The following is a 24,396-nucleotide window of genomic DNA, read 5'->3' as shown; positions in this document are numbered from 1 at the left end:
ATTCACATTATTTTCGAGTTACTTATTGCAAAGCTTCTCTAAGCTCATCTTCGATTTCGCTATGATTTACAGGGCGATTTTGAGCATCAAGATCTTCGCGATCAATGTTCCATTGCTTAGCAATTTTGCCATCTTTTATCATAAGAATGCGGTTAGAAAGTCTTACAGCTTCCGCAATGTCATGCGTAACCATAAGTGTGCTCCAGCCATATTTAGCTTGAAGATTATTAAGCAAATCTTGCATATCGAAACGCGTAAGAGCATCCAAAGCTCCAAAAGGCTCGTCAAGTAACAATAATTCAGGACTTCTAACTAAAGCTCTTGCTAAAGATACGCGCTGCTGCTGGCCTCCAGAAAGCTCAGAAGGCCACTTGTTATCGTAACCAACAAGCTGCATTTGGCAAAGCGCTAAATGCGCAATATTCTTAAGATCTTGCTTACTTCCTTCCATGCCAAAAACAACATTTTTGTTTACAGAAAGCCACGGTATTAATCGTGCATCTTGAAAACCAATAGCTTGACGGCTTGTTGCGTGAATGCTGCCTTCGCTAGGAGTTAGAAGTCCTGAAATTATTTTCAAAAGCGTAGTTTTTCCGCATCCCGATCTACCAATAAGCGAAACAAATTCGCCCTTTTTAATTCTCATCGTAATGTTTTTCAATACAAAAGAAGAATTATTTGCAAAATCGTTTTCTGTATTTTTATCTTTTGCACTTGCGAAAGAAATGCCCAGATTCTCTATACTAACGCAGTAATCGCTATCGTTAATATTTGATTTGCAAGTAGATTCTTTGGAAACTTCTACATTGCTACGCTTATGAAAAATGCTATTAAACATAGTCGTATTCTAAAGTCGTATTCTAATTACAATTAGTAATCGTTTACTTGCTGCAGTCGATTACAGCTTTAGAGAAATCAGGAACTTCTTTAATGAATCCGTATTTAACATATTCCTTAGCTTGCTGTTTAAGCATTTTCATAGTTTCTGCATTCATTGGTCGAATTTGCGGAATGTCAAACTTAGCTAATTCTTTCATTGTTTCATCGGATGCACCAAACTTCTTATACATATCAAGAATAATCGAATGCTTCTTCTTAACTCTTTTACCTTCTTCTACTAAAGCACGATACATTTTCTTTAATAGCTGTGGGTGCTTTTTAGCAAATTCAGCAGATGCAACTTGGATTCCGAAGTTAATATTTCCATAATCTTTTGCAGTGACTAGAAGTTTTGATCCTGGAGTTGCAAGAGCTGCAGCAAAGTTCTGATCGAAGGTTGCTAATGCATCAACTTGACCAGTTGTGAATGCTGCATGGAAGTTCTTCGGACTCATCTCTACTTCTTGAACCTTGGATGGGTCAAGTCCTGCTTTTTCAAAGGCTTTGTGAATTATATAATCTCCACTTCCACCTTTAGCAATAATTCCAATCTTTTTTCCGTATAAGTCTTTAAGTGATTTGATTCCGCTATTTGGTGCTGCTACGATTCCTTGAGCGTTTCCATTGTAATAGTTAATAGCATAAGCAACCCATGGCTGGCCTTTGGAGATAAAATGAATAAAATGGCCAGATCCTGTGGTTGTTACGTCTGCGTTTCCAGAAGTTACTGCAGTGTTTGCTTCTGGAGGAACATATGGCCCGCTAAATGTAACTTTTGCCTTACCAAAGATCTTATCTGCCATCTTTGTATTCTTTGAAAGAGTTGTTAAATAATTTGCAGAAGTCAAATATGCTACTCTTAAAGTTCCAGTATCTTCTTTTACTTGCTTAGTAGTATTTGTGGAAGATTTTGCGGATGATGCTTGTGTTTTGCTGTTCGAGCTTCCGCATGATGCTAGGGTGATTGCTGTGCAAAGCGCGCAGAAAGCTGCTAATGCTCGCTTGCTTGTTGTAGATAATGCGAATTTAGCCATTTTATTCTCCTAATTATTTTGCTAATATTCTTAGTTCTGTTTGATTTTAACGATGGATGAACGTCGCTCAGGCATGCAAATTTTTTCTAAAAGTGTTGCAATTCCTTCAGAAAGTAGACCTGCAATCGCGTATAAAACTATGCATAGCAGCATTTGATCTGGTCTGTAAAATTCTTGTGATCTTGCAAGAACATATCCAATTCCTTTTGAAGCGTTGACTGTTTCACACGTTACCAATGCCACCCAAGACACTGATATTGCAAAGCGTAAAGCAGTCATAAAGTTAGGTAGCGCTCCTCGAAGAAGAATTGTGAAAAATACTGTTTTGCTATTTACTTTGTATGCGCGAGCTAATTCCAAGAGTTTGGGATCAATATTACGAACTCCATCCCTCATATTTACGTAGAACGTTCCAAATACGCCTATAGCAATAAGAGCTATTTTCATAGTCTCACCAATGCCTAATAAAATAATAAGCAAAGGTGCTAGTGCGGTAAAAGGAACAGACCGTAGCATGTGGCCAGGCTTGTTAATAATAATGTCGCCCAGCTTTGTGCTACCCGAAATAACTCCTGCTGGAACTGCAATTATCATTCCTAAACATAATCCTGCAATAACTCTTGTAAAACTAATTCCCAACGAAGGCCAAATTAAACCTTCTGAGTTTAATTCTTGAAAAGCGTTAATTACTTCTGCAGGTGATGGAATATGCCTAGTCTCTTTAGGCCCAAGTGTAGCTAAAAACCATCCAATAAGTATGACAAGTGTGGAAAGCCATGGCACGCATAAGCGCAGTGAAGAAGATGCATTTTTTAGCATGCTCTTACAATGGCTAATCATTCGACATTCCCTTCGATAGTACTAGCTATATCAGGTTCGACGGGTATGATCTCAGCAATTACAATCAAGCGAATAATTGCACCCCGTGCCAGTTTGTTATTATTGTACAAAGGTGTGGACAAATTAAGAAAAGCTTAGATTATATAGTCTTGTATGCTTAACGACTTACGCTGCGAAATAACGTCCATAAAACGCATTAATCTTAAATATGTTACACAACCAACAGATAAATAAGGAGTAGTTGTGGCAGCTATTGAAAGCGTATATGCACGCGAAATTTTGGATTCTCGTGGAAATCCTACTGTTCAGGTTTATTTGGAGACCGAAGATGGCGCTCAAGGAATTGGTTTAGTTCCTTCTGGTGCTTCAACTGGTGAGGCAGAAGCTTGGGAGCGTCGCGATGGCGATAAGTCTCGCTATCAAGGCAAGGGTACTTTGGAAGCAGTTAAGGCTGTTAACGAAGTAATCGCTCCAAAGGTTATTGGCATGGATGCCTCTGATCAGCGCGCTCTTGATGAAACAATGATCGAGCTTGATGGCACTCCAAACAAGGGCAAGCTTGGCGCAAACGCTATTCTTGGCGTTTCTCTTGCTGCTCTTTATGCTGCTGCTGAGTCTGCTGAGCTTCCTTTGTATCGCTACATTGGCGGTACAAATGGCCACATTCTTCCAGTTCCAAACATGAACATTATGAACGGTGGTGCTCACGCTGATTTTGCAACCGATATTCAGGAATACATGATTTCTCCATACGGTTTTGCTACTTATAGCGACGCTTTGCGCGCTGGCGTTGAGGTTTATCACACCTTAAAGAACGTTTTGAAGAAGGAAGGCTTGGCTACTGGCCTTGGCGACGAAGGTGGCTTCGCTCCAAAGATGAAGTCCAACGAAGATTCTTTGAAGTACATTATGGATGCAATCGAAGCTGCTGGTTACGAGCCAGGCAAGCAGATTGGTATTTCCCTCGACGTTGCTTCTTCTGAGTTCTACAACAAGGAAACTGGCAAGTATCGTTTCGACGGCGAAGAGCGCGAATCTGCTTACATGCTTGATTACTACGAGAAGCTCATTAACGAGTATCCAATCGTTTCCATCGAAGATCCATTCCAGGAAGAAGGCTGGGATGATTGGGCAGCAATCACCAAGCGTCTTGGCGATCGTTTGCAATTCGTTGGTGACGACTTGCTCGTTACTAATCCAAAGCGTTTGGCTAAGGGCATTGAGCTTGGAGCAGCTAATTCCTTGCTCGTAAAGTTGAACCAGATTGGTTCCGTTACCGAGACTCTCGACGCTATTGAGCTTGCAACCAAGAATGGCTTCACTTCCATGGTTTCTCACCGTTCTGGCGAAACCCCAGATACCACCATTTCTGATCTTGCTGTTGCTAAGAACACCGGCCAAATCAAGACTGGTGCTCCTGCTCGTGGCGAGCGTATTGCTAAGTACAACCGCTTGCTTGAGATTGAAGAAGAGCTTGGTTCTACTGCTCAATATGCTGGTTACAGCGCATTCAAGGCTTGCAAGAAGTATATGAAGTAATATGCTAGAGCTTTTATAAGTTCTACGTAAGTCTTGTTTAAGATCTAGACTGTAGCATAATTCGGCCAGTCGCATTCATGCGATTGGCCGTTTTTCGTATATTTTAGCGATTTTTTGAAAAAATATATAAATTTTTCTAAAATTACTTTCATTCTCATCAAAATAGTGCTATTTTTTATGGAAAACTAAAAACGGAAGGAGATGTTTCATATGAGAAAAGTCGCAGTTATAGGCATGGGAAACGTTGGTGCAGCAGTAGCGCATCAACTTGTTGTTGGCGGTCATGCTGATGATTTGTATCTTTATGATACAAACGAGGCAAAAGTGAATGCCGACGCATTGGATTTTGAAGATTCAATGGATAATGTGCCTTTTAACGTTAATATTACGGTTAATGATTATGAAGCATTAAAAGACGTAGAGGTAATCGTAAGCGCCTTGGGTCACATAAAGCTTTTGGACGTTCCTCATCCAGATCGTTTTGCAGAGCTTAAATATAATCGTAAGGAAGTTGCAGAAGTTGGTGCAAAGATTAAGGCTTCTGGATTCCACGGTGTTTTGATTGACATAACAAATCCTTGCGACGCTATTTGCCAGCTTTACAAGGAAGCTACTGGTCTTCCTTACGAAAAGATTATTGGAACTGGCACTTTGCTTGATTCTGCGCGCTTGCATCGTGCAGTAGGCAAGTTCTTTGGCGTGCATCCAAAGGCTGTTAAGGGATATAGCTTAGGAGAGCATGGTGATTCGCAATTTGTTGCGTGGTCCACAGTTAAAGTCTTTGAGCAGCCTATAACAGAGCTTATTAAAGAAAAGAACATGGATTTAGACGCTATTGATGAGGAAACTCGCGAAGGCGGATTTACAGTGTTCTACGGAAAGAAATACACAAACTACGGTATTGCTGCTGCTGCAGTTCGTTTAGTGGATGCAGTTCTTTCGGATTCTAAAGAGCAAATGCCTGTTTCTAACTATCGCGAAGAATACCATTCTTATCTTTCTTACCCAGCAATTGTTGGTAGAGAAGGAATTGTTAAGCAATGCCAGCTTGATTTGACTCAAGAAGAGTTGCAAAAATTGCAACATTCTGCAGATACGATTTTGAGCAAAGCTCAAATGGAGTAATCTAAAGTCAAAACTATAAAGACTAAAGCTTAATAATAAGCCTAATAATAAAGCTAAGAGTTGATTGCGGTCAGTGGCCTTGTGTTGCTGGCCGCAATCTTATAAGCGCGTGTGCGTCACGTCGAATATTCAAAGTAATTTAGAAGTATGATTTTAAGAAATCGCCGCATGACTGCAAATACAGTTGACGAATCAAATCAGCCTCAAAAAAAGAAGCTGTTTTCTGGTTCAATCGTATTTGTTTCCATGATAGTTGTTGTATTTCTTTGCTGTATTGGTCTTATATCAACAATTCGTAACTATGCTTTAAGTTTGGCAGAATTGCACGCTTTGCAAAGGGATGAGTCTGCTTTGAAAGATAAAAAGCAAGCTCTTAATAACGATGTAGAGCGTTGGAAAGACAAGGCGTATGTTGCAGCTCAAGCAAGGGAAAGATTGGGGTTTATATTTCCAGGGGAGCAAGCTGTTAGAGTAGAGCATCCAGAGGCGATTACGGGTTCTGTTCCAGAATCGTTTAATAAGGATGATTCTTTGTACGAAGATAGAAAAGCGTTGCCGTGGTATAGTGACTTGTTTTACGCGCTTCACAAGGCAGACAAGCCAGACGATATGAGCTTTAAGGCTAAAGAAAATGATGAAAGTAGCAAGTCTTCTAAGACTAATACCACTAAGCAAAGTGGCAAACAAAATAATCACTCCAATAGCACAAGCAAGTCTAATAAATCTAAAAGTAATAATGAAAAGTCAACAAACAAAAAACATAGTAATAATGGTAATAAAAGTAGATAGAATTAAAACTAGATAGAATTTAACAATAAGAGTTATATACGATTTTAAGATGCGCAATGCATATGGAGTGTAACATGGGCCTAAACGCAAAGTTATTAGTGAGTTCGCTACTAGAGAATCCTGCAAATAAAGCAGACAAAAACATTGTAAAGCGTCAATTAGGAAGATTTCCAAGGGGCATGGTTGCTGTTGGCGCTAGATGTGTTTGTGGTAGGCCACTTGCTGTTATTACGCGTCCATGCTTAGAAGACGGAACGCCTTTTCCTACAACATGCTATTTAACAAGTCCAGAGGCTGTTAAAGCTGCTTCACACCTAGAAGCACAAGGCTTTATGAAGGAATGCAATGATTTGTTAAACACTAACGAAGAAGTTGCTAAAAAATACGAATATGCGCATAAAGCGTATTTAGAGTTTCGCAAAGAGTTAGCTAATCGATTAAACGATAGCGAAGAGCATATTAAAAACATGAGTGCAGGCGGAATGCCAGTTCGTGTTAAATGCTTGCATGCTTTGCTAGCTCAAAGTCTTGTTATGGGCAGAGGCGTTAATCCTATTGGAGATATTGTTTTAGACAAAATCGCAAGTGAGTTTAGTCCAAAAGTTTGCAAATGCACTACTCCTTGGGAAGATAATGACTATGCTCAAAATGAAGATGAAGAATCGCTCAATCTTGGTTGCAAAAAAGTTAATCGAGAAGGCGTATCTAGCAAGTCTGTTTGTGTTGCTGCAATCGATTGTGGAACTAATTCGATTCGTCTAAAAATTGCTAGAGTTGATGAAAATGGCATGAAAGATGTTGTTCCTAGAATGCTTAGGGTTGTACGCTTGGGGCAGGGAATTGACGAAACGCATATGTTTGCGCCCGATGCATTAGAGCGTGTAAAAGAAGCTGCTAAAGAGTTTGCTAAGGTTCTTAGCGAGCATAAGGTGGATGCTATTCGTTTTGTTGCAACTTCTGCAACAAGGGATGCTCTAAACAGAGATGTGTTTGAACAAATGATGTTTGAAGAGCTTGGAGTGCATCCAGAGGTGATTAGTGGAACTGAAGAAGCTGCTTTGAGTTTTTTGGGAGCAACAAGTGTTGTTTCTAGAAAAGACTTGCAAGCGCCTTATCTTGTTATTGATCTAGGCGGAGGCTCCACAGAGCTTGTTTTAGGCGGAGATGGTGTAAATATTGCTGAAGATAAGGTTGATTCGGCATATTCTATGAACATTGGTTCTGTGCGCATGACTGAGCGTCATTTGCATACGGATCCGCCTACCGAAGAAGAGATATCTTGTGCAATTAAAGATATTGACAAGAATATAGATGAAGCGTTAAAGCATGTTGATGCTGGTAAAGCGCGCACGATTATTGGTGTTTCTGGTACTGTTACAACTATGGCGGCTCTTGCGATTGGCTTAAAGCATTATGACCATAAGGCTGTTGATGGAGTAAAAATCGCGTTAGATCAGGCATATACGGTTAACGATAGGTTCTTGCATATGTCTAGGGAGAGGCGCCGCACGTATGCAACGATTCATCCTGGAAGAGTTGATGTTGTTGGCGGAGGTGCAGTTGTGCTAAGTCGCGTTCTTGAGCGTCTTGCTAAAGAGGCTTATCAAGACCATGGTGGCGTCTTGGAAACTTTTGTTGCAAGTGAGCACGGCTTGCTGGATGGAATCACTCTAGATTTGGGTCGTAGAACACTCGCCACACGCTGAGTTGTTTTTAATTGTTTTATATGGCATAATTAATGACTGTTGCCTCCGTGGCGGAATTGGCATACGCATCAGACTTAAAATCTGACGCCCTTACGGGCTTGTGGGTTCGAGTCCCACCAGAGGCACAAATCTTACGCTGCGAATTTATTTTTTTCGTATATTATGTTAATTCTTTGTTGCAAATCGTAAATCTTTAGCCTAAATGCTTGTTTTTCTATAAAAAATATTTGTATACGGGCTTGCGTTAATTGAGAATCGTACTAATCTATACCATTAATTGCATTAAAAGCAATTGCAATGCATTAATTATAAAGCAATCACAAATACAGTAATTGCAAATAGGAAAAGAGACATAATGGCCGATTTAGAAGTCGCTCCAGAGTTTAAGGATGCCTACGGTTTTTACGATCATAGCGATCCTGCTCTGTTAAACAAATTAGCTGGCAACTTTACCGTTTTGCCTAACGATAATCCAGTTTCTAGTGCTAAGCGCAACGAACTTATTGATAAGCCAGCATTTGGTCAGATTTTCTCCGACAATATGGTTCATATGTCTTGGACCAAGGGAGAAGGCTGGTCCGATAGGCGTGTTGAGCCTTACGGTCCGTTGAAAATGGATCCAGGCGCATCTGTTCTTCATTACGCGCAAGAATGCTTTGAAGGCTTGAAGGCTTATAAGCGTTCCGATGGTTCTGTTTGGCTTTTCCGCCCAGATATTAATGCTGCGCGATTCCAAAATTCTGCTAAGCGTTTGTATTTGCCAGATCTTTCTATTGACGATTTTATTGGGTCGGTTGCAGCTTTAGTTAAGCGAGATAAAGATTGGGTTCCAAGCAGGCGCGAATACACGCTTTATATGCGACCATTTATGTTTGCTTCCGAGCCTTTCCTTGGTGTTCGCGAAGCTCACGAGGTTGAGTATTGCGTAATTGCTTCTCCTTCTGGCCCATACTTTAAGGGTGGCTTAAAGCCTGTTAGCATTTGGGTAGAAGATCAATGGTTCCGTACTGGTCCTGGTGGAACTGGTTTTGCTAAGTGTGGCGGAAATTATGCTGCTTCTTTGCTTGGCGAATATAAGGGTATTGAGCACGGATGTGAGCAGGTTTGCTTTGTGGATGCTGCAACTAAGACTTATTTGGAAGAGCTTGGCGGCATGAACATGTTTGCGCTCCACAAGGATGGTCATTTGGAAACTCCATCTTTGACTGGTAGCATTCTTCCAGGCGTTACTCGCCGTTCTATTATTCAACTTGCAAAAGAGAAGGGTCATGATGTTGTTGAAACTATGATTCCTCTTAAAGGCTTGCTTGACGACATTCGCTCTGGAGAAGTTACGGAAGTTCTTGCTTGCGGAACTGCTGCAATCATTACTCCAATCGGCAGATTTAAGTCGGATGAATTCGATCTTAAGGTTGCAGATGGTGGCGTTGGTGCTCTTACGCAAGAGCTTCGCGATGAGCTTCTTGGAATTCAGCTTGGAGATGTTGAAGACACTCACAACTGGATGTGGAAGGTGTGCGACTAGTTAAGAATTGAAATCGTTCAAAAATAGTCGTAAAAAACGTTAATATATTTTATTTAGCGCGTCATTGTATGTTTATAACATTTTATGTTTATAACAAGTGGCGCGCTAATTGTATGCTTGGTTAGATATAGGTTAATTGTTGGTTAGATTTTGTTTTGAGTGTTTAGCGCATGGAAAGGAAGTATTGTGGAAGGGGCATTAGGTGACAACGTTTTCTTCCTTGTTGTTGAATACATAGCTGTGGGTTGTTGTGGAATGGTTGGCGGAATGTGGGCTATTCGCAAGAACTACGATATTTTTGCAATAATTACAACGTCTTGGCTTACAGCATTGGGTGGTGGAATTGTTAGAGACGTTTTGCTTGGAGCTTTGCCTCCTGTAGGAATTGCGGATAGGGGATTTGTTTTTACTGGATTGGCTTCTGGTGTTATTGTTGCTTTTGCTCATCTAGAAATTGACGAGTGGAAGTGGTTTATGTTAACTCTGGACGCTTTAGCATTGGGTCTTTTTGCTGTAAATGGCACTGCTAAGGGGCTGGATTTTCACATGTCTGGAATGGCGTCTGTGTTTTTGGGCATGGCAACGGCGCTTGGTGGTGGATTAATTCGAGATATGGTTTTGAATCAAGTTCCTGTAATTGTTCGAGATAAGCATTGGTATGCGCTTCCTGCTGCAGTCGGGTGTGTTTTAACAGTATTTGTTGTAAAAGCACAACGAGCAGGGTGTTTTGACGTTATTACAGAGATGATTTTAGATACTCTTATTGTTGTGCTAGTAGTTGCGATGCGATTAATGTCTGTAAAGTTTGATTTAACACTTTTTGGCGCAATGAATCGCAAATCGCCAATAAAAATAAATAAATATCGCAGACATAATGCATATAGTCGTAAAATTTCTGATAAAGCCATAAAAAATACAGAAAAAAATAATCAAAATAACTAGAAAATCTAGTCTAATCTGAATAAATATCGGTTAGTGTCTAGAGTTTGTCTTTGCCTATCTTAATAATAAAACACATCGACCAGAGGTCGCGCTCAACAAGAGTAGCAATCATTAGCCAGAAAGAGGCGTTAAGTGATTTGCAAAAGGGGAGAGCGCCGAAGTTTGTAGGTTATTCTTTCTAGCTTACAAGCTGGGACTTGGCTAAATAGGCCAAGGACTGTCGCAGCAATTTTGGCAATTTGCTGCGGAGTGCTATCGACATGCATATTGTTGCCTGTTTGCCTCTGTTTGAATATTGTCAAAAGGAGGAAACAATGAGTAACAACAGTTCATCAACTACAGAATCTCAAACCGTTCATCGCGGTCTAAAAACACGCCACATTTCCATGATTGCTTTGGGTGGAAGCATTGGAACGGGCTTATTTGTAGCTAGCGGTGCAACAATCCACATGGCAGGCCCAGGGGGAGCGCTTTTAGCGTATGCTGCAATCGGCATTATGGTTTATTTTCTTATGACATCTCTTGGCGAGATGGCAACTTATATGCCAATTAGTGGATCTTTTGCATCTTATTCTGGAAAGTTTATTGATCCAGCTTTAGGATTTGCAATGGGCTGGAATTACTGGTTTAACTGGGCAATTACAGTTGCTGTAGATATAAGCACTGCAGCAATCGTTTTGCAATATTGGCTTCCTAAGGTGCCAATATGGGTATTCTCCCTAACAGTTCTTGTTATTATTCTTTTGATTAATATTCTTACTGTTAAGTGCTTTGGAGAAACCGAGTATTGGCTTTCGATTATTAAAGTTGTAACCGTTATTATATTCCTTGCTATTGGTTTGCTTACGATTGTTGGCATTTTAGGCGGAAAAGCGCCATTGCTAAGCAACTTTACGCATAAGAATGCTCCATTTGCTGGCGGAATCCCAGCTGTTTTAGGCGCGTTTGCTATTGCAGGCTTCTCTTTCCAGGGAACAGAGCTTATTGGTATTACAGCAGGAGAATCTGCAACACCAGATAAGAGCATTCCAAAGGCTGTAAAGCAAGTGTTCTGGCGTATTGTTTTGTTCTACATTCTTGCAATCTTTGTAATCGCATGCATTATTCCATACACAAGCCCAAGTTTGCTTGGATCGGAAGCTAGCGATATTTCTATAAGCCCATTCACTCTTGTATTCCAGCGCGCAGGATTGGCAGTTGCAGCAACAATTATGAACGCTGTTGTGCTTACATCTGTTATTTCGGCAGCAAACTCTGGAATGTACGCTTCTACTAGAATGCTTTACGCTCTTGCAAAAGATAATCACGCTCCAAAGATGTTTGGAAACGTAGATAGAAGAGGTGTTCCAATGCAATCTTTGGTTGCAACGTTTGTTGTAGCTCTTTTAACATTCTTGATGAGTATTTTTGGAACGCAAATTTACATGTTCTTAGTTGCTGCAAGTGGTTTGACTGGATTTATTGCGTGGGCAGGAATCGCAGCTGCGCACTACAGGTTCCGCAAGGCGTATATTGCTCAAGGAAAGTCTTTGGACGATCTTGTTTATAAAGCTAAGTGGTACCCATTCGGCCCTATTGTGGCTCTTGTATTGTGCATTTTGGTTATTGTTGGTCAAGATCTTGAATCGTTCCACACGCTTAATTGGCAAGCGATTGGCATAACTTATATGTCTGTTCCGCTGTTCATTGTGCTTTATGTTGGATACAAGATTAAGTATCACACTAAGGTTATTCCGTTAGATCAAGTTGATTTAACAAAGTGATTAGAGTATAAAAAATGCGCTCAGTGATTTGCTGAGCGCATTTTTTATGCGTTAACAGAGGTTATTTAATTAGATCCGCCGCTTGTACTTCCGCCGCTTGTACTTCCGCTGCCGCTAGCTGGTGGAGGTGTATTGCCGGTGCCAGTACTTCCGCTGCCAGTACCGCCGCTTGTACTTCCGCTGCCGCTAGCTGGTGGAGGTGTATTGCCGGTGCCAGTACTTCCGGTGCCGCTAGCTGGTGGCGTAGGAGTTGTTGGACGCGTAGGCGGAGGAGTTTCCAGCTTCTTCTTTTTCTCTTCCTCTTCCTTCTTCTTTTTCTCTTCTTCTGCCTTCTTTTCTGCAGCCTTCTTTTCAGCTTCTCTAATCTCTTTTCTCATTTGCTCTAATTCTTCTTTTCTCTTTTCAGCTGCCTTCTTTGCAGCTTCAGCCTTCTTCTTTTCTGCTTCTCTAATTGCTTCTTTTGCAGCAGCATCTTCTTGAGCTTTTTTCTTTGCTGTTTCTACAGGATCTGGAGGAATGTTAGGGATGGTAAGTCTTGGCCTGCGTTGTACTCTAGGTGCTTTTCTAATAACAGGAGCAGTAAGCTCTTGCAATTGCTTTTGGCTTTCTTCTTCCTTCTTTTTGTCTTCTTGAGTAGACTCGTCGCCTGCAGCTTTATCAATCATAATAGAAGTGATGCTGCGAATTCGTTGAGCGTTATCGGAATACCATTGCGCTGCTGCAATAGCTTGAGCATTTTGCGCACCTAAAGCTTCTGGTGAATTTGCGTTGCACACAACTGTTTCTGGAATGCGCAACTTCATAAGCTTATTTAGTAGTTTGCCGTTTTCGGAATCTTCTTTAGCAAAAGACACAAGTAGAGAATTTTTAATAAGTTTGTTCCAAGATTTGTTTGCTTTAGTTACTTGTGCAACTTGAACTTCGCAAGCTTTACGAGCCTCTTTTACGCGAGCATTATGCTGAACGCTCCAGCATATTGCGCCTATGCAAAGAACTAGCGCAAGTACTACAACGCCAGTTATAAGAACTATCATCTTCTTTTTATTGCCATTATTCATGACTTTGGAGATGTTTTCTAACATATTTATCCTCTGTTTATCAATATTTGCCAAGATTTGCTTTATGCAAACGACCTTTACAGTTTACGCCAAAGCAAGTACGTTAACGCATTGCAACTTATAGGTTTTTGGCCTATAACCCGAGAGTTTGACTTAGATTTGATGTATCTAAAATTTTTCTAAAACAAAAAACCACCAGCATGACTGGTGGTTTATTTTGCTCCTGCGGCTGGGCTTGAACCAGCGACCATTCGATTAACAGTCGAACGCTCTGCCAACTGAGCTACGCAGGAATATCTTCCATGCTTGGCTTTGTGCCGTGCACAAGACATTTATATTACACGGAATTTGGCAATATGCAAATATATGCTCGTTTGGGCGTGTCGAAAATTGTTAAATGTTGAAATATCAAGGTTTTATAGCCTTTAACCACATTGCTTAAAAAATCTTTACTAAAAAAGAATCGTATGAAAAACTTTTAAGAACGTAAATGAAATTAGCAAAAACCCTTAAAATACGCCACTTTTAGTGTGAAATTCAAAGGAGAGAAAATATGTGGAAAATATTTAAGATGAAAGTCATTTATAAAAAAATGATGCAAAAAATCATCAAAAAAATTAATAGAATAAAAAAATATGTTTTGAAACATAAGATAATTTTTGTATACATAATAGCGTTTTTTGCTTTGATTGCATTTATTACACTAATTCGTGTTATAGAAAATACGAGTATTAGCAAAAGCATTGAATATGAGTACATTCAAGCTAATCAGCAAGATGCGTACAAGAAATACGCGAATATTTGTAAAAATAATTCTAAAAAACATGTTTTAGCTACAAGTATGAGTGAGGATTCTAAGGAGGAATATTGCAAGTCAAGGATGATATATCCAGTAAAAGAAGCAAATATTATTAAGGATTTTGATGCTCCGAGTAAACCTTGGCTTGCAGGCCACAGAGGTGTTGATTTGCAAGCCAAAGAAGGCGATGAGTTACGAGCGCCACAAGATGGAATAATCGCCTTTGCGGGGCTGGTTGCTGGAAAATCTGTTGTAACAATAAGTCATGGTGTTTTAACATCTACATTTGAGCCTGCATATACGGATTTACCTGTTGGGTCAATTGTTAAAAAGGGTCAGAATTTTGCATATGTAACAGTTGGGTCGGATCATTGCGATAATCTTTGCGTTCAATGGGGATTAAAACGAAGAAACAGAACGTACGCAAACCCAAAAAAGATGGTTCAAAAACAAAAAATAGTGTTAAAGCCAAAAGAAGACTTAAAAGAAAACTAGTAAAATACGTATCGTATAGTGTGTATAGATTCTTGAGTAAAATATTGAGAATCATTGCTTAAATAATATGCGCAATTTAAGGAGCGGCTATGCAAAAGTATTCTCGCAATCTTAATGAGAAGATTGATTACGACGCAAATGTTTTTTCGCTTCTTGAAAATCGCGTAGAGCGCAATGCAAACGGATCCTTAATTGAGTATCTTGGCGAAAATGGAAAATGGGAATCCTACAGCGCTAAAGAGTTTAGAGATTTAGTTATATCTGTTGCAAAAGGGTTTATAGCACACGGTGTTATGCCAGGGGATTCAATATCTATAATTGCTCATACTTCTTGGCAGTGGACTTTGCTAGATATGGCAATAATGTCTATTGGAGCTTTAACTGTTCCAATCTACGAAACAAGCTCTGTGAGTCAAATAGAAAACATTGTTAACGATTCCAATGTGAGCATGATTTTTGTTGAAGACGAAGCAATTAGAGATAATGTATTGATTGCAAAAAAGTCGTGTAAATGTCTTGAAGAAATATTCGTATTGAGTTCAAACGCAATCGACACGTTTATTGAATACGGAAAAACCGTTACGGATGCAGAATTTTACGAGAGAGAAAAAGCTGTTAGAGGTAAAGATTTAGCAACAATTGTTTATACTTCTGGATCTACTGGAGAGCCAAAAGGCATTGAGCTTTCGCACGGAAACTTTGTTTTTATAGCAAAGTCTGGAATAGTTTCTATGCCAGATATAGCGTTAAAAAGTAAGAATGGTAATCCACGACTTTTGCTGTTCCTTCCTCTAGCACACGTTTTTGCACGATATATGCAATTCTTTTGCTTTACTGGAAACGTTACGCTTGGATTATCTAGCAATCTAAAAACAATACTTAGTGACTTCAAAAGCTTTAGGCCAACATTCGTGCTTGGTGTTCCTAGAATATTTGAAAAAATCTACAATGCGGCTTCTCAAAAAGCAGGAAGAGGATTAAAAGGCGTTATATTTGCGTTAAGCGTAAAAGTTGCTAAACAATGGTCAAAGGCACAGCAAAATGGTGCAATGGTTTCGCCATTGATTGCAATAAGTCACGAATTCTTTAAAAACACTGTATATAAGTCGATTTTGCAAGTTTTTGGAGGATGCGTTGAATACGGTGTTTCTGGCGGTGCTCCTTTAGACACGTCTATATCTCACTTCTTTAACGGAATTGGGCTTCCAATCCTTGAAGGATACGGAATGACAGAAACATGCGCGCCATCAATGGTAAACCCTACAAAGGGATACAGAATTGGAACAGTAGGTATTCCAGTTAAAGGTGTGTCTGTTGCAATAGATGATGAAGGTGAACTTTGCATTAAAAGCCCTGCTGTTTGCATAGGATACCATAATCATCCAGAAATAACAGAAAAGCAAATAGTAAATGGTTGGCTGCACACGGGAGATTTTGGCACGCTAGAACCAGATGGATTTGTTAGGATTACAGGCCGTAAAAAAGATTTAATAATAACTGCTGGCGGTAAAAACGTTTCTCCAAGCATTCTAGAAGCTTCTGTTATGACTTGCCCAATCGTTTCTCAATGCGTTGTTGTAGGAGACAGAAAGCCGTTTATATCGGCAATTATTGCGCTTGATTTGGCAGAAGTAAACTCGTGGCTTATATCTAGAGGGGCAGGACCTGTGCGCTCGCTGGATGAAGCTCGAAAAAATTCAATTGTAAGATCCGAAATTGAGCAAAGTGTTGTAAAAGCAAATTCTAAGGTTTCTAGAGCACAATCGATTAGAAAGTTTGAGATTGTTCCAGACGCGTTTACGCAAGAAAATGGATTGGTTACTCCAAGCCTTAAAGCAAAAAGAAGCGTTGTTTTAGAGCGTTATAAAGATCTTATTGAAAATAAGATTTATGCTCCAAGAGTCAAAAGATAATCGAAATAATCTCTACTAATAGTGTGCAAGCTAGTGCATAAGCTTAAGCTGCCTAGTGTAAGGCGTTAGTGTAATGCAATGTAGTAAAGCGATTAAAGCCCAGCGTCTGCAAGAGTCACATAGCCTGGGTCTATTAAAAGCGCTTTAAGATTAGTTGCGCTGATTGCAAGAATATCTTCATTTGCAACTGGTACACCTTTTTGCGAATCACTATTGTTTACAAAAATGGTCACGTCTTCTAGTTGCGTAATCTTTCCAGTAGTGTTTAACGAGTTACACTGTTTTGCAACATCGCTAGAAATCTTTTGGATGTTTTCTATAGAAGTCATCCATTGCTTTCCGTTTACAAGATTAGGTAAAGCGTCTTTGTATGCTCCGTAGCCTGTAATAACAGGCCATTTTGAATCGTTTACAATAGTGTTTGCATATTCACTTTGACTATCTTGGATGCTACTTTGATTGCTGTCTTGTGTGTTTTTATTTTTGTTACTTTTTTCGTTTACTTTTTGTTTTTTGAGCTTATTATTTTTTACATTAGATGGCAAAGGTACGCGCTTTTTGCTTAAATTACGTTTTCCAATAAAGTTTCCAATAATGTCTGGAAGAGTAAACGAAGGATTAATGTCTGCAGAGCTGCCCTTATATCCAAGCTCTTCTAAAGCGCTTTCTGTTTGCATAGCAACTTGATCTTCTAACGCAATAATTCCATCTACGTGTTTTGTTGGAGTTGATTTAGAACTATTTTTTTCAATAAGTCTAAATTCAAGTTCTGCTTTAACAGAATCGGAATTATCCGCATCTATAGCAACATTTTTCCAATCGTTTGCAGTGGAATTCTTGTTAAGCTTTCCAGAAGGAGAAAACATTAGTCCAGATTCAAAATATGGCTTTAGAACCTTCCAGATTCCTTCAAATGCAAGTTTGGAAAATTCGTCATCAAACTCTGGAGTTTTATACAAAGAATCTTCGGAGTTTATTGTGCGTTTGTTTATTCCAACATGAAAATGAATATTTTGCTTTTGATTATGGCAAGGCAAAAGCACTTCCACACTTTTTGGATTATCTTTAGATGCTTGATTTAGAGCCAATTTTTGTACAAGAGTATAGGCTTGAACCTCTCCAATTCTTTGTGCAGAAGAAAGATCAAATAGAATGTCTGGCTTAAATCCCTTACTTAGTCTAGAAAGCATAACAACATGCATTCCAGCTTTTTTAGCAAGCTCTAAAGCGTTAGAAAGTCTATTTTCTGCTTCTTGTTGATTCTTTAAATCATCGTCATTTAATTGATCACTATTTGAATCTGGTTGAGTTACATAATCTCCATAATTGTTGTGTCCGTTTTTATTAGTCCAAGGAGCAACAACAATAGTCGTTTTTGAAAGCTGCTTTTTTGCGCTATCTTGAAGATTCTTAACATTTGTTTTTGCGCTTTTACTTTTAGTATTTTTAGCGCTGTTCTTAGAATTTAGTGACGTAATAGTGTTTACAACATAATCTTGAATATCTTGACTTTGATTGTACAAGCTGTTAGAAGACTTAGTTGTGATTGAGTTGCTGGAAAATCCTTGTTTTTTTAACGATTTTACTATTTCTGGAACAAGATTATCCCATGTACTTAATGGAGTTTTTCTACTTAAATTTAGACCATCAGAAGGCGTAAAAACTATAACGTTGCCGTGATTCACTTGAGGCTTTGCGCTAGGCGATGCGTTTTTTGCATTGCTCGATCCGCATGCGCAAATCGCAAGAAGCATTGTGCTAGCTGCTATAACAGCAATAGTTTTGCGCAAAATATGCTTATGCGTGCGAATCATAGTTAAAACCTTTCGTAAATTTTAGTTTTGTACTTATTTATCTGTTAGCTTATTTATGTGTTAGTTTCTATTAAATTATCTAATGCAAATTTAGCGATTAAGCAAATCCAAGCACATGTCTCGATATTCGCTAATGTAGCCTCCGCCAAAGAAAACACAATGACCAGCAATAGGGTAGAGTTGCCAAATTGTCATGCGATTTTCAAAACCAGATTTTAGTGGATGAACAGACTGGTAGCCGTCTAGAATCTGCTTAAAATAGCTGATTCCAAATAAGTGAAGCATTGATAAATCTTCTTCGCGATGGCCGCCATGAGCCGCAGGATCAATTAAAACAGCTTCTGTGTGTTCACCGTCTTCGCTTTTAGTCCAAAGCACGTTTCCGCTCCACAAGTCTCCATGGACTCGCGCTGGCTTATCTTCAGCGGCTTTTCCAAGTAAATCTGGCAAAGCGTCAATAACTCTATTTGTAAGATCTAAATCGCTTTTTGTAAGACTTCCTCTAGAAATGCCAAGGTTTACCATTGGCAAGAGCCTGCCTTCTGCTAAATAGTCAATAACATTACTCCAAGTGCCACAATCCATTTTTACAGGGTCGCTTAATGGTCCAAAATAGCATGTGCCATCATAATCTGCAGGTGGCTCCCCAAAATATTTCGCATCGAAATCGTGCATATGTGCCAAAGATGCTCCAAATTCAAACGATGCTAAAGGAGTAGGGCTTGTAGTTTCAATGCGTTCAATGTTTAAGTAGTCTTTTCCCCAATCAAAAACTTTAGCTACTTTAGGCCCGCCATAGTCGTAAGCTTCTCGAAGCCAATTAAGTCCACGACCTTCGCATTCAAAGAATCGTTCTGGTGCGTATGATCTGCTCTTTTTATACACGTTATTACTCATAGCAACCTTCTTAATGTAGTAGCGTATGCGGCTTATAGTTACACACTTAATAAATATTTTATGAATAAACTAAATTATTCCTATCATCACTATTCTAATGAAGTATTAGCACAATGAGCGATGCTGCGTTTAATTTGCAATAAGATTAGTACAATACTTACGCCAAGTAGGATGTGTCCGATTCCTGCTAAACCAGTTATGGAAAAATCTATAGATGGACTGAGATGTAGACGCATTACTTGTGCAATTCCACGAGTAATCATCATTGCTGCTGTTAGGTTGAGTCCAATATGATAAGTTATTAAGATTTGTGTAGTTTTTTCGTTACTAAAACTGAAGTTTTTCTCAAATAGTATGAGTAACAGAAAAACAACCATGCCAAGCATAAAGTAGTGTGTGTGAACTACAGCAAGCACAGTTTTTGTATGGAAAGCATTAAATTTTGTAAATTCGCGATAAAAGACGCCGCCAATCATGGCGAGGACAGCATACAACAAAGACGTATTAATATAACGTTTCATAACATGGTTCATAGTAACTTCCTTATGTAGAGTGATAGTCAAATATTCCTTAGTAATGTTGATGTTGTTACAAGTGTTTGTAAGCACTATTGCATAGTATGAGTGTTTTTGTAACGCGGGCATGCAGTTTTAGCAAAATGATATCCAAAAAGCAATCCTGCTAAGGCTAATGCAGAGCCTAATCCCGTATAAAACACGGCAATAAAGCGTTCTGGAGCTATATTTGTTGCACGAAGAACAATTCCAAAAGTCATCATAAAAGCCATGATTATAAAAGATTTAACGTCAAAGAATTTAAGGAAAAATTGCTTGTTTTCTTTGTAAGCGTTGATTCTAGACACGTGCTTTTTAACAAGTTTTCCAAAAATAAACATTTGGAATATTACAAAAACAGCTAAAGATAAAGCGAAGTTAATAGGAGATAAAAAGTTTGAGTATGCATTAACACCAATCTTAAGAATGTTGAATCCAGCAAATCCCCATACAAGGCATGCGATTAATAAAAGCGTGTTCTTTGATACCTTCATAACTAACCTCGTTAAATCATATTATTTCTAGTAAATTCTTATGTTAAACTCTTAAAACAATTGTAGTAATGATTTTTATAAAAAACGCTAAATAATAGTATTTTGTGAATTATGCATTAAAACTTTCAAAAAACACAATAAAATATGCTTAAAAGTTGTAAAAAGTGTTGCAAATTGACGATATGAGTCGCTATAGTGCTTGTTTATGGAAGACAACGATCAACAATATGCAACAGCTGACAATAAAGCTACAATCGCTGAGCCAGCTTTTCGTTATAATGCGCAACTCGCACAAGATATTGAGCAGCGCTGGCAAAAAACCTGGGATGAGCAGGGCACATTCTGGGCTGCTAATGTTAAGGGTAATTTAAGGGATGGCGAAGGCAGGAATGCTGAAGGCCGCCCTTCTTTCTTTGCAATGGACATGTTCCCGTACCCTTCTGGTAAGGGCTTGCACGTTGGGCATCCTCTTGGATATTTAGCAACAGACGTTGTAAGCCGATATCACCGCATGAAGGGCGAGAACGTTTTGCATGCTATGGGCTACGACGCTTTTGGACTTCCTGCAGAACAGTACGCTGTGCAAACTGGTCAGCATCCTCGCATTACTACCGAGGCAAATATTGCAAATATGCGCAGGCAGTTGCATCGTATGGGATTGAGTTTTGATGATCGTAGGTCTTTTGCAACTATTGATACAAACTACGTTCGTTGGACACAATGGATTTTCTCAAAGCTTTACGACGCTTGGTATAACCCTGATTTTGTAAGAAAAGATGGAGGAAAGGGTTCTGCTCGTCCAATTTGTGAGCTTGTTGATGAGTTTAAGAGCGCAAAGCGCGAAATTCCTGGTTTTGCAGGCAAAAAATGGGAAGAGCTTAGCAAAGTAGAACAAGCAGACGTTTTGAATGACTTCCGTATTGCTTACATTTCTAAATCTCCTGTAAATTGGTGCCCAGGATTGGGAACTGTGCTTGCAAACGAGGAAGTTACTGCAGAAGGCAAATCTGAGCGTGGAAACTTCCCAGTATTCCAGCGCAATCTTCGTCAATGGTCCATGCGAATTACAGCTTATGCGCATCGTTTGGTTGAAGATTTGAATACGATTGATTGGCCAGAAAAAGTTAAGCTTATGCAGCGAAACTGGATTGGCGAATCTCACGGTGCATCCGTGCATTTTGAAGTGCCATGTGCGGACGGCGAAACTCGCGATTTGGAAGTGTACACAACTCGTCCAGACACGCTTTTTGGTACTACTTTTGCTGTTGTTTCTGTAGATCATCCAATTCTTGAGCATATTCCAGAAGCGTGGAGTGCGGATGTTTCAGAAAGTTGGAAGGGTGGCTACGCAAATCTTAAGGAAGGTTTAGCAGAGTATCAGGCTCAAGCTCGCGCGAAGACTGCTAAAGATCGCACGGAAGATGCAGGGGCTAAAACAGGCTTGTTTACTGGTCTTTACGCGATTAATCCTGTAACTGGTGCAAAACTTCCACTGTTTGTTGCAGATTATGTTCTTATGGGCTATGGAACGGGCGCAATTATGGCAGTTCCAGGCGGCGATCAGCGCGATTATGATTTTGCTAAAGCTTTTGGCTTGCCTGTGATTTACACTGTTAAGCCTTTGCCGGATTCTGGCGAAAAGTTAGAAGATTATAACGGCAAAGCTCCATTTGTTTCTCATGACGGAATTGTTATTAATTCTTCTGTGGAGCATACTCATAAGCTTGGTGACGCTTTGTCTATTAACGGTTTGCGCGTAGATGAAGCTATTAAAAAAGTTACGACTTGGCTTGAATCAGCAGGCGTAGGCGTTGGCAGAGTTTCTTACAGACTTCGCGATTGGCTGTTCTCTAGGCAGCGTTACTGGGGAGAGCCTTTCCCAATCGTTTATGACGAGGATGGTGTTGCTTACTTAGTTCCAGATAGTGAACTTCCGATTGCTTTGCCAGATGTTCCAGACTATCAACCAAAGACTTATGCTCCAAACGACGCAAACTCGGAGCCAGAAGCGCCACTAAGCAGAAACGACGATTGGGTTAAAGTTCAGCTTGATTTTGGTGACGGTGTAAAAACCTACTATCGAGATACAAACACTATGCCAAACTGGGCTGGTTCATGCTGGTACTACATGCGCTACTTGGATCCGAATGACGCAGAGCACATGGTTGACAGCGACGAATACGACTATTGGATGGGCACTAACCGTCCAGGCAAAGAGCATGTTTCTGGTGGCGTTGACCTTTACGTTGGTGGCGTAGAGCACGCAGTTTTGCACTTGCTTTACTCGAGATTCTGGCATAAAGCGCTTTATGACTTGGGCTACGTGGATTCTGCTGAGCCGTTCCATCGCCTATTTAACCAGGGCATGATTCAAGCTTATGCGTACACGGACGAGCGTGGACAGTACGTTCCAGCAGACGAAGTTGAAGAAGGCGCTAATAACGGAGCTGGAGAGCCAACATTTACGTGGCACGGCGAGAGCGTGAATCGCGAGTTTGGAAAGATGGGCAAGAGTCTAAAGAATATTGTGACTCCAGACTATATGTACGAAAATTACGGTGCAGATACGTTCCGCTTGTACGAGATGAGTATGGGTCCTCTTTCTGAATCTCGCCCATGGAATACGCGTAACGTTGTTGGAGGCATGCGATTCTTGCAGCGCTTGTGGCGTAACGTTGTTAACGAAGAAACAGGCGCTTGCGTAGTAACAGAAGATGCGCTCGACGAAAAGACACTAAAGCTTGTTAATAACACGATTGCGCAAGTGACTGTAGAGATGGAAGCAATGCGACCAAACACTGCAATCGCTAAGCTGATTGTGTTAAATAACCACTTAACGTCTTTGCCTAGCGTGCCTCGAGCAGCAGTTGAGCCGCTTGTTCTTATGCTTTCTCCGATTGCTCCGCATATTTGCGAAGAAATGTGGAGCAAGCTTGGTCATACTAAGTCGATTGCTCACGCAAATTGGCCTGTTGCAGATTCTCGCTACATTGGTGCAGATACTGTTACAGCTGTTGTGCAAATTAAGGGCAAAGTTCGCGCAAAGCTCGAAGTTGACCCGAATATTGAGGCCGAAGAGCTAGAAAAGCTTGCGTTGGAAGCTGTTGCTGATCGCTTGGGTAGTAAAGCTCCGCGCAAAGTGATTGTGAAGGCTCCAAAGATTGTGTCTATTGTGCCAGACGAAAGCTGAAAACTCAATGTTTTCTAGGCAAAATAGCCTTTAACCACATTGGTTAATTTTACTTGAAAGATGCTTATCTTCATTTAATAGTGGAGGTAAGCATCTTTTTTATGAATGATTATGAATAACAAAAGGAGGTGATTAAAGGTGCATAAAACGAGTCGTAATGTTTTGGAAAGGCTTGATGCGATTAGTGGCTTGAACAATTATGTTAGTGCAGAAAGCAGCGATATTAGTGATTCTTATAGAGAAGCTAAAGATTTACAGCATACAAAAGATGATTTGAATATTTTAGACTATAAAACTTGCGTTTTAGATAGCGAAACTAAAGAACGTGCGCTCGCTTTGAAAGACCTTGCTACTAATGCTAATAGTTCTTCATTAAAAGTTGATGATTTTAGTAAGCGCAACGAAGCAAGAGTGAAGAATCATGTTAGATTGGCTATAAAGCCTGCTCATATTTTAGCAATAATGCTGATTCTAGTTGTTTGTTTATCTTGTAGTTTAACAATGTTAATAAGTCAATATGCAACTTATAGCAAGGTTTATGCATATAACGCTAGCGCAAAATCAAGAGATCATTCTAATAAGCAAGTTGATTTTTACAATAAGTCAGATGCTAAAGGCGACGGTAAAAATGATGGTAAATACGAATCAAATAATAAATCAAAAGTGAGCACTAATCATAAAAGTGAGTTAAAAAAAGATGAAGAAAGCGTTGAAAGTGTTAGCAAAAATCAAGATTTGATTGAAAAAAATAAGAGTGAATATAGTCAAAATAGAAGCAAAAATATTCAAAATAAAAGTGAATGCATAAATATAAATAGTGCTGGATCGGAAGAATTACAAGCAATAAAAGGCATAGGGCCAAAAATGGCTCAAAGAATATTAGACATGCGTAAAAAAGTTCGCGTTTTTAATCGTGTTGAAGATTTGATGCAAGTCAACGGGATTGGTCCGAAAACTTTTGCGAAGATTAAATCGATGATTTGTGTTGGTTAAGAATCGCTTATCTATAGGTTTGTTTTATAACTTTGTTGTTTAAGGCG

19 protein-coding genes, 2 tRNA genes and 2 riboswitches are annotated in these 24,396 nt (G+C 39.6%); of the genes, 12 read left to right on the top strand and 9 right to left on the bottom strand.

Annotation, left to right across the window (positions count from 1 at the left end):
• Positions 1 to 22 precede the first annotated feature (22 nt).
• The 3 genes from HXT23_RS03160 to HXT23_RS03150 are packed head-to-tail and all read right to left on the bottom strand — an operon-like array spanning position 23 to position 2,732.
• Positions 23 to 838 carry an ABC transporter ATP-binding protein gene (locus HXT23_RS03160; RefSeq protein ID WP_016800663.1) on the bottom strand — a complete coding sequence of 272 codons (816 nt, stop codon included), beginning with the start codon at positions 836 to 838 and terminating at the stop codon, positions 23 to 25.
• A gap of 43 nt (positions 839 to 881) precedes the next feature.
• Complete coding sequence (locus HXT23_RS03155) at positions 882 to 1,913, bottom strand: ABC transporter substrate-binding protein (RefSeq protein WP_422112657.1); 1,032 nt, start codon at positions 1,911 to 1,913, stop codon at positions 882 to 884.
• Positions 1,914 to 1,943: 30 nt separating this feature from the next.
• Positions 1,944 to 2,732 carry an ABC transporter permease gene (locus HXT23_RS03150; protein WP_016800667.1) on the bottom strand — a complete coding sequence of 263 codons (789 nt, stop codon included), beginning with the start codon at positions 2,730 to 2,732 and terminating at the stop codon, positions 1,944 to 1,946.
• A 10-nt stretch (positions 2,733 to 2,742) separates the two neighbouring features.
• Positions 2,743 to 2,849: riboswitch (TPP riboswitch) on the bottom strand.
• A 147-nt stretch (positions 2,850 to 2,996) separates the two neighbouring features.
• On the opposite strand from HXT23_RS03150, the gene eno reads away from it, so the two are divergent.
• The 8 genes from eno to HXT23_RS03110 all read left to right on the top strand — a co-directional run bounded on the left by eno (position 2,997) and on the right by HXT23_RS03110 (position 12,142).
• On the top strand, positions 2,997 to 4,292 hold the full coding sequence (gene eno / locus HXT23_RS03145; protein WP_004111823.1) for a phosphopyruvate hydratase: 1,296 nt from the start codon (positions 2,997 to 2,999) through the stop codon (positions 4,290 to 4,292).
• 210 nt (positions 4,293 to 4,502) lie between these two features.
• A complete protein-coding gene (locus HXT23_RS03140) occupies positions 4,503 to 5,417 on the top strand; it encodes an L-lactate dehydrogenase (protein ID WP_004130482.1) in 915 nt (304 codons plus the stop codon).
• A 147-nt stretch (positions 5,418 to 5,564) separates the two neighbouring features.
• Complete coding sequence (locus tag HXT23_RS03135) at positions 5,565 to 6,206, top strand: septum formation initiator family protein (RefSeq protein WP_032812798.1); 642 nt, start codon at positions 5,565 to 5,567, stop codon at positions 6,204 to 6,206.
• A 74-nt stretch (positions 6,207 to 6,280) separates the two neighbouring features.
• On the top strand, positions 6,281 to 7,912 hold the full coding sequence (locus tag HXT23_RS03130; RefSeq protein ID WP_032812799.1) for a DUF501 domain-containing protein: 1,632 nt from the start codon (positions 6,281 to 6,283) through the stop codon (positions 7,910 to 7,912).
• 41 nt (positions 7,913 to 7,953) lie between these two features.
• Positions 7,954 to 8,037 (top strand) — tRNA-Leu (locus HXT23_RS03125).
• 230 nt (positions 8,038 to 8,267) lie between these two features.
• Positions 8,268 to 9,437, top strand: coding sequence for a branched-chain amino acid aminotransferase (locus HXT23_RS03120; RefSeq protein ID WP_016635406.1), 1,170 nt, complete (start codon positions 8,268 to 8,270; stop codon positions 9,435 to 9,437).
• Positions 9,438 to 9,623: 186 nt separating this feature from the next.
• Positions 9,624 to 10,379, top strand: a complete 756-nt coding sequence (locus HXT23_RS03115; RefSeq protein WP_032815779.1) for a trimeric intracellular cation channel family protein — start codon at positions 9,624 to 9,626, stop codon at positions 10,377 to 10,379.
• 71 nt (positions 10,380 to 10,450) lie between these two features.
• Positions 10,451 to 10,642, top strand: a riboswitch (Lysine riboswitch).
• A gap of 51 nt (positions 10,643 to 10,693) precedes the next feature.
• Complete coding sequence (locus HXT23_RS03110; RefSeq protein ID WP_032812801.1) at positions 10,694 to 12,142, top strand: amino acid permease; 1,449 nt, start codon at positions 10,694 to 10,696, stop codon at positions 12,140 to 12,142.
• A gap of 65 nt (positions 12,143 to 12,207) precedes the next feature.
• Here the strand turns inward: HXT23_RS03110 and HXT23_RS03105 are convergent, their stop codons facing one another.
• Positions 12,208 to 13,224 carry a hypothetical protein gene (locus tag HXT23_RS03105; protein WP_422112656.1) on the bottom strand — a complete coding sequence of 339 codons (1,017 nt, stop codon included), beginning with the start codon at positions 13,222 to 13,224 and terminating at the stop codon, positions 12,208 to 12,210.
• A 196-nt stretch (positions 13,225 to 13,420) separates the two neighbouring features.
• Positions 13,421 to 13,493, bottom strand: a tRNA-Asn gene (locus HXT23_RS03100).
• Between the two features lie 260 nt (positions 13,494 to 13,753).
• Here HXT23_RS03100 and HXT23_RS03095 point away from each other — a divergent pair.
• Together HXT23_RS03095 and HXT23_RS03090 are read left to right on the top strand one after the other, a co-directional pair.
• Positions 13,754 to 14,494 (top strand): M23 family metallopeptidase, encoded by a 741-nt coding sequence (locus tag HXT23_RS03095; RefSeq protein WP_016635410.1) that lies wholly within the window; start codon positions 13,754 to 13,756, stop codon positions 14,492 to 14,494.
• Positions 14,495 to 14,583: 89 nt separating this feature from the next.
• Positions 14,584 to 16,407, top strand: a complete 1,824-nt coding sequence (locus HXT23_RS03090; RefSeq protein ID WP_016635411.1) for an AMP-dependent synthetase/ligase — start codon at positions 14,584 to 14,586, stop codon at positions 16,405 to 16,407.
• Between the two features lie 92 nt (positions 16,408 to 16,499).
• On the opposite strand, the gene HXT23_RS03085 is transcribed toward HXT23_RS03090, so the two are convergent.
• The 4 genes from HXT23_RS03085 to HXT23_RS03070 all read right to left on the bottom strand — a co-directional run bounded on the left by HXT23_RS03085 (position 16,500) and on the right by HXT23_RS03070 (position 20,166).
• Complete coding sequence (locus tag HXT23_RS03085; protein ID WP_422112655.1) at positions 16,500 to 18,221, bottom strand: hypothetical protein; 1,722 nt, start codon at positions 18,219 to 18,221, stop codon at positions 16,500 to 16,502.
• Positions 18,222 to 18,311: 90 nt separating this feature from the next.
• Complete coding sequence (locus tag HXT23_RS03080) at positions 18,312 to 19,118, bottom strand: fructosamine kinase family protein (protein ID WP_422112654.1); 807 nt, start codon at positions 19,116 to 19,118, stop codon at positions 18,312 to 18,314.
• An 89-nt stretch (positions 19,119 to 19,207) separates the two neighbouring features.
• Complete coding sequence (locus HXT23_RS03075; protein ID WP_422112653.1) at positions 19,208 to 19,651, bottom strand: DUF2871 domain-containing protein; 444 nt, start codon at positions 19,649 to 19,651, stop codon at positions 19,208 to 19,210.
• 74 nt (positions 19,652 to 19,725) lie between these two features.
• Positions 19,726 to 20,166: a hypothetical protein gene (locus tag HXT23_RS03070; protein WP_422112652.1), complete on the bottom strand. Its 441-nt coding sequence runs from the start codon at positions 20,164 to 20,166 to the stop codon at positions 19,726 to 19,728.
• Positions 20,167 to 20,371: 205 nt separating this feature from the next.
• Between HXT23_RS03070 and leuS the strand changes: the two genes are divergently transcribed.
• Complete coding sequence (gene leuS / locus HXT23_RS03065) at positions 20,372 to 23,356, top strand: leucine--tRNA ligase (RefSeq protein WP_422112651.1); 2,985 nt, start codon at positions 20,372 to 20,374, stop codon at positions 23,354 to 23,356.
• A 138-nt stretch (positions 23,357 to 23,494) separates the two neighbouring features.
• Entirely contained in the window at positions 23,495 to 24,349 is an 855-nt protein-coding gene (locus HXT23_RS03060; protein WP_422112650.1) for a ComEA family DNA-binding protein, read from the top strand.
• The last annotated feature ends 47 nt before the right edge of the window (positions 24,350 to 24,396 follow it).

Source organism: Gardnerella sp. DNF00257 (genome assembly GCF_049262745.1).
GTDB lineage: Bacteria > Actinomycetota > Actinomycetes > Actinomycetales > Bifidobacteriaceae > Bifidobacterium > Bifidobacterium piotii.
This window is presented reverse-complemented; position numbering and strand designations above follow the sequence as displayed.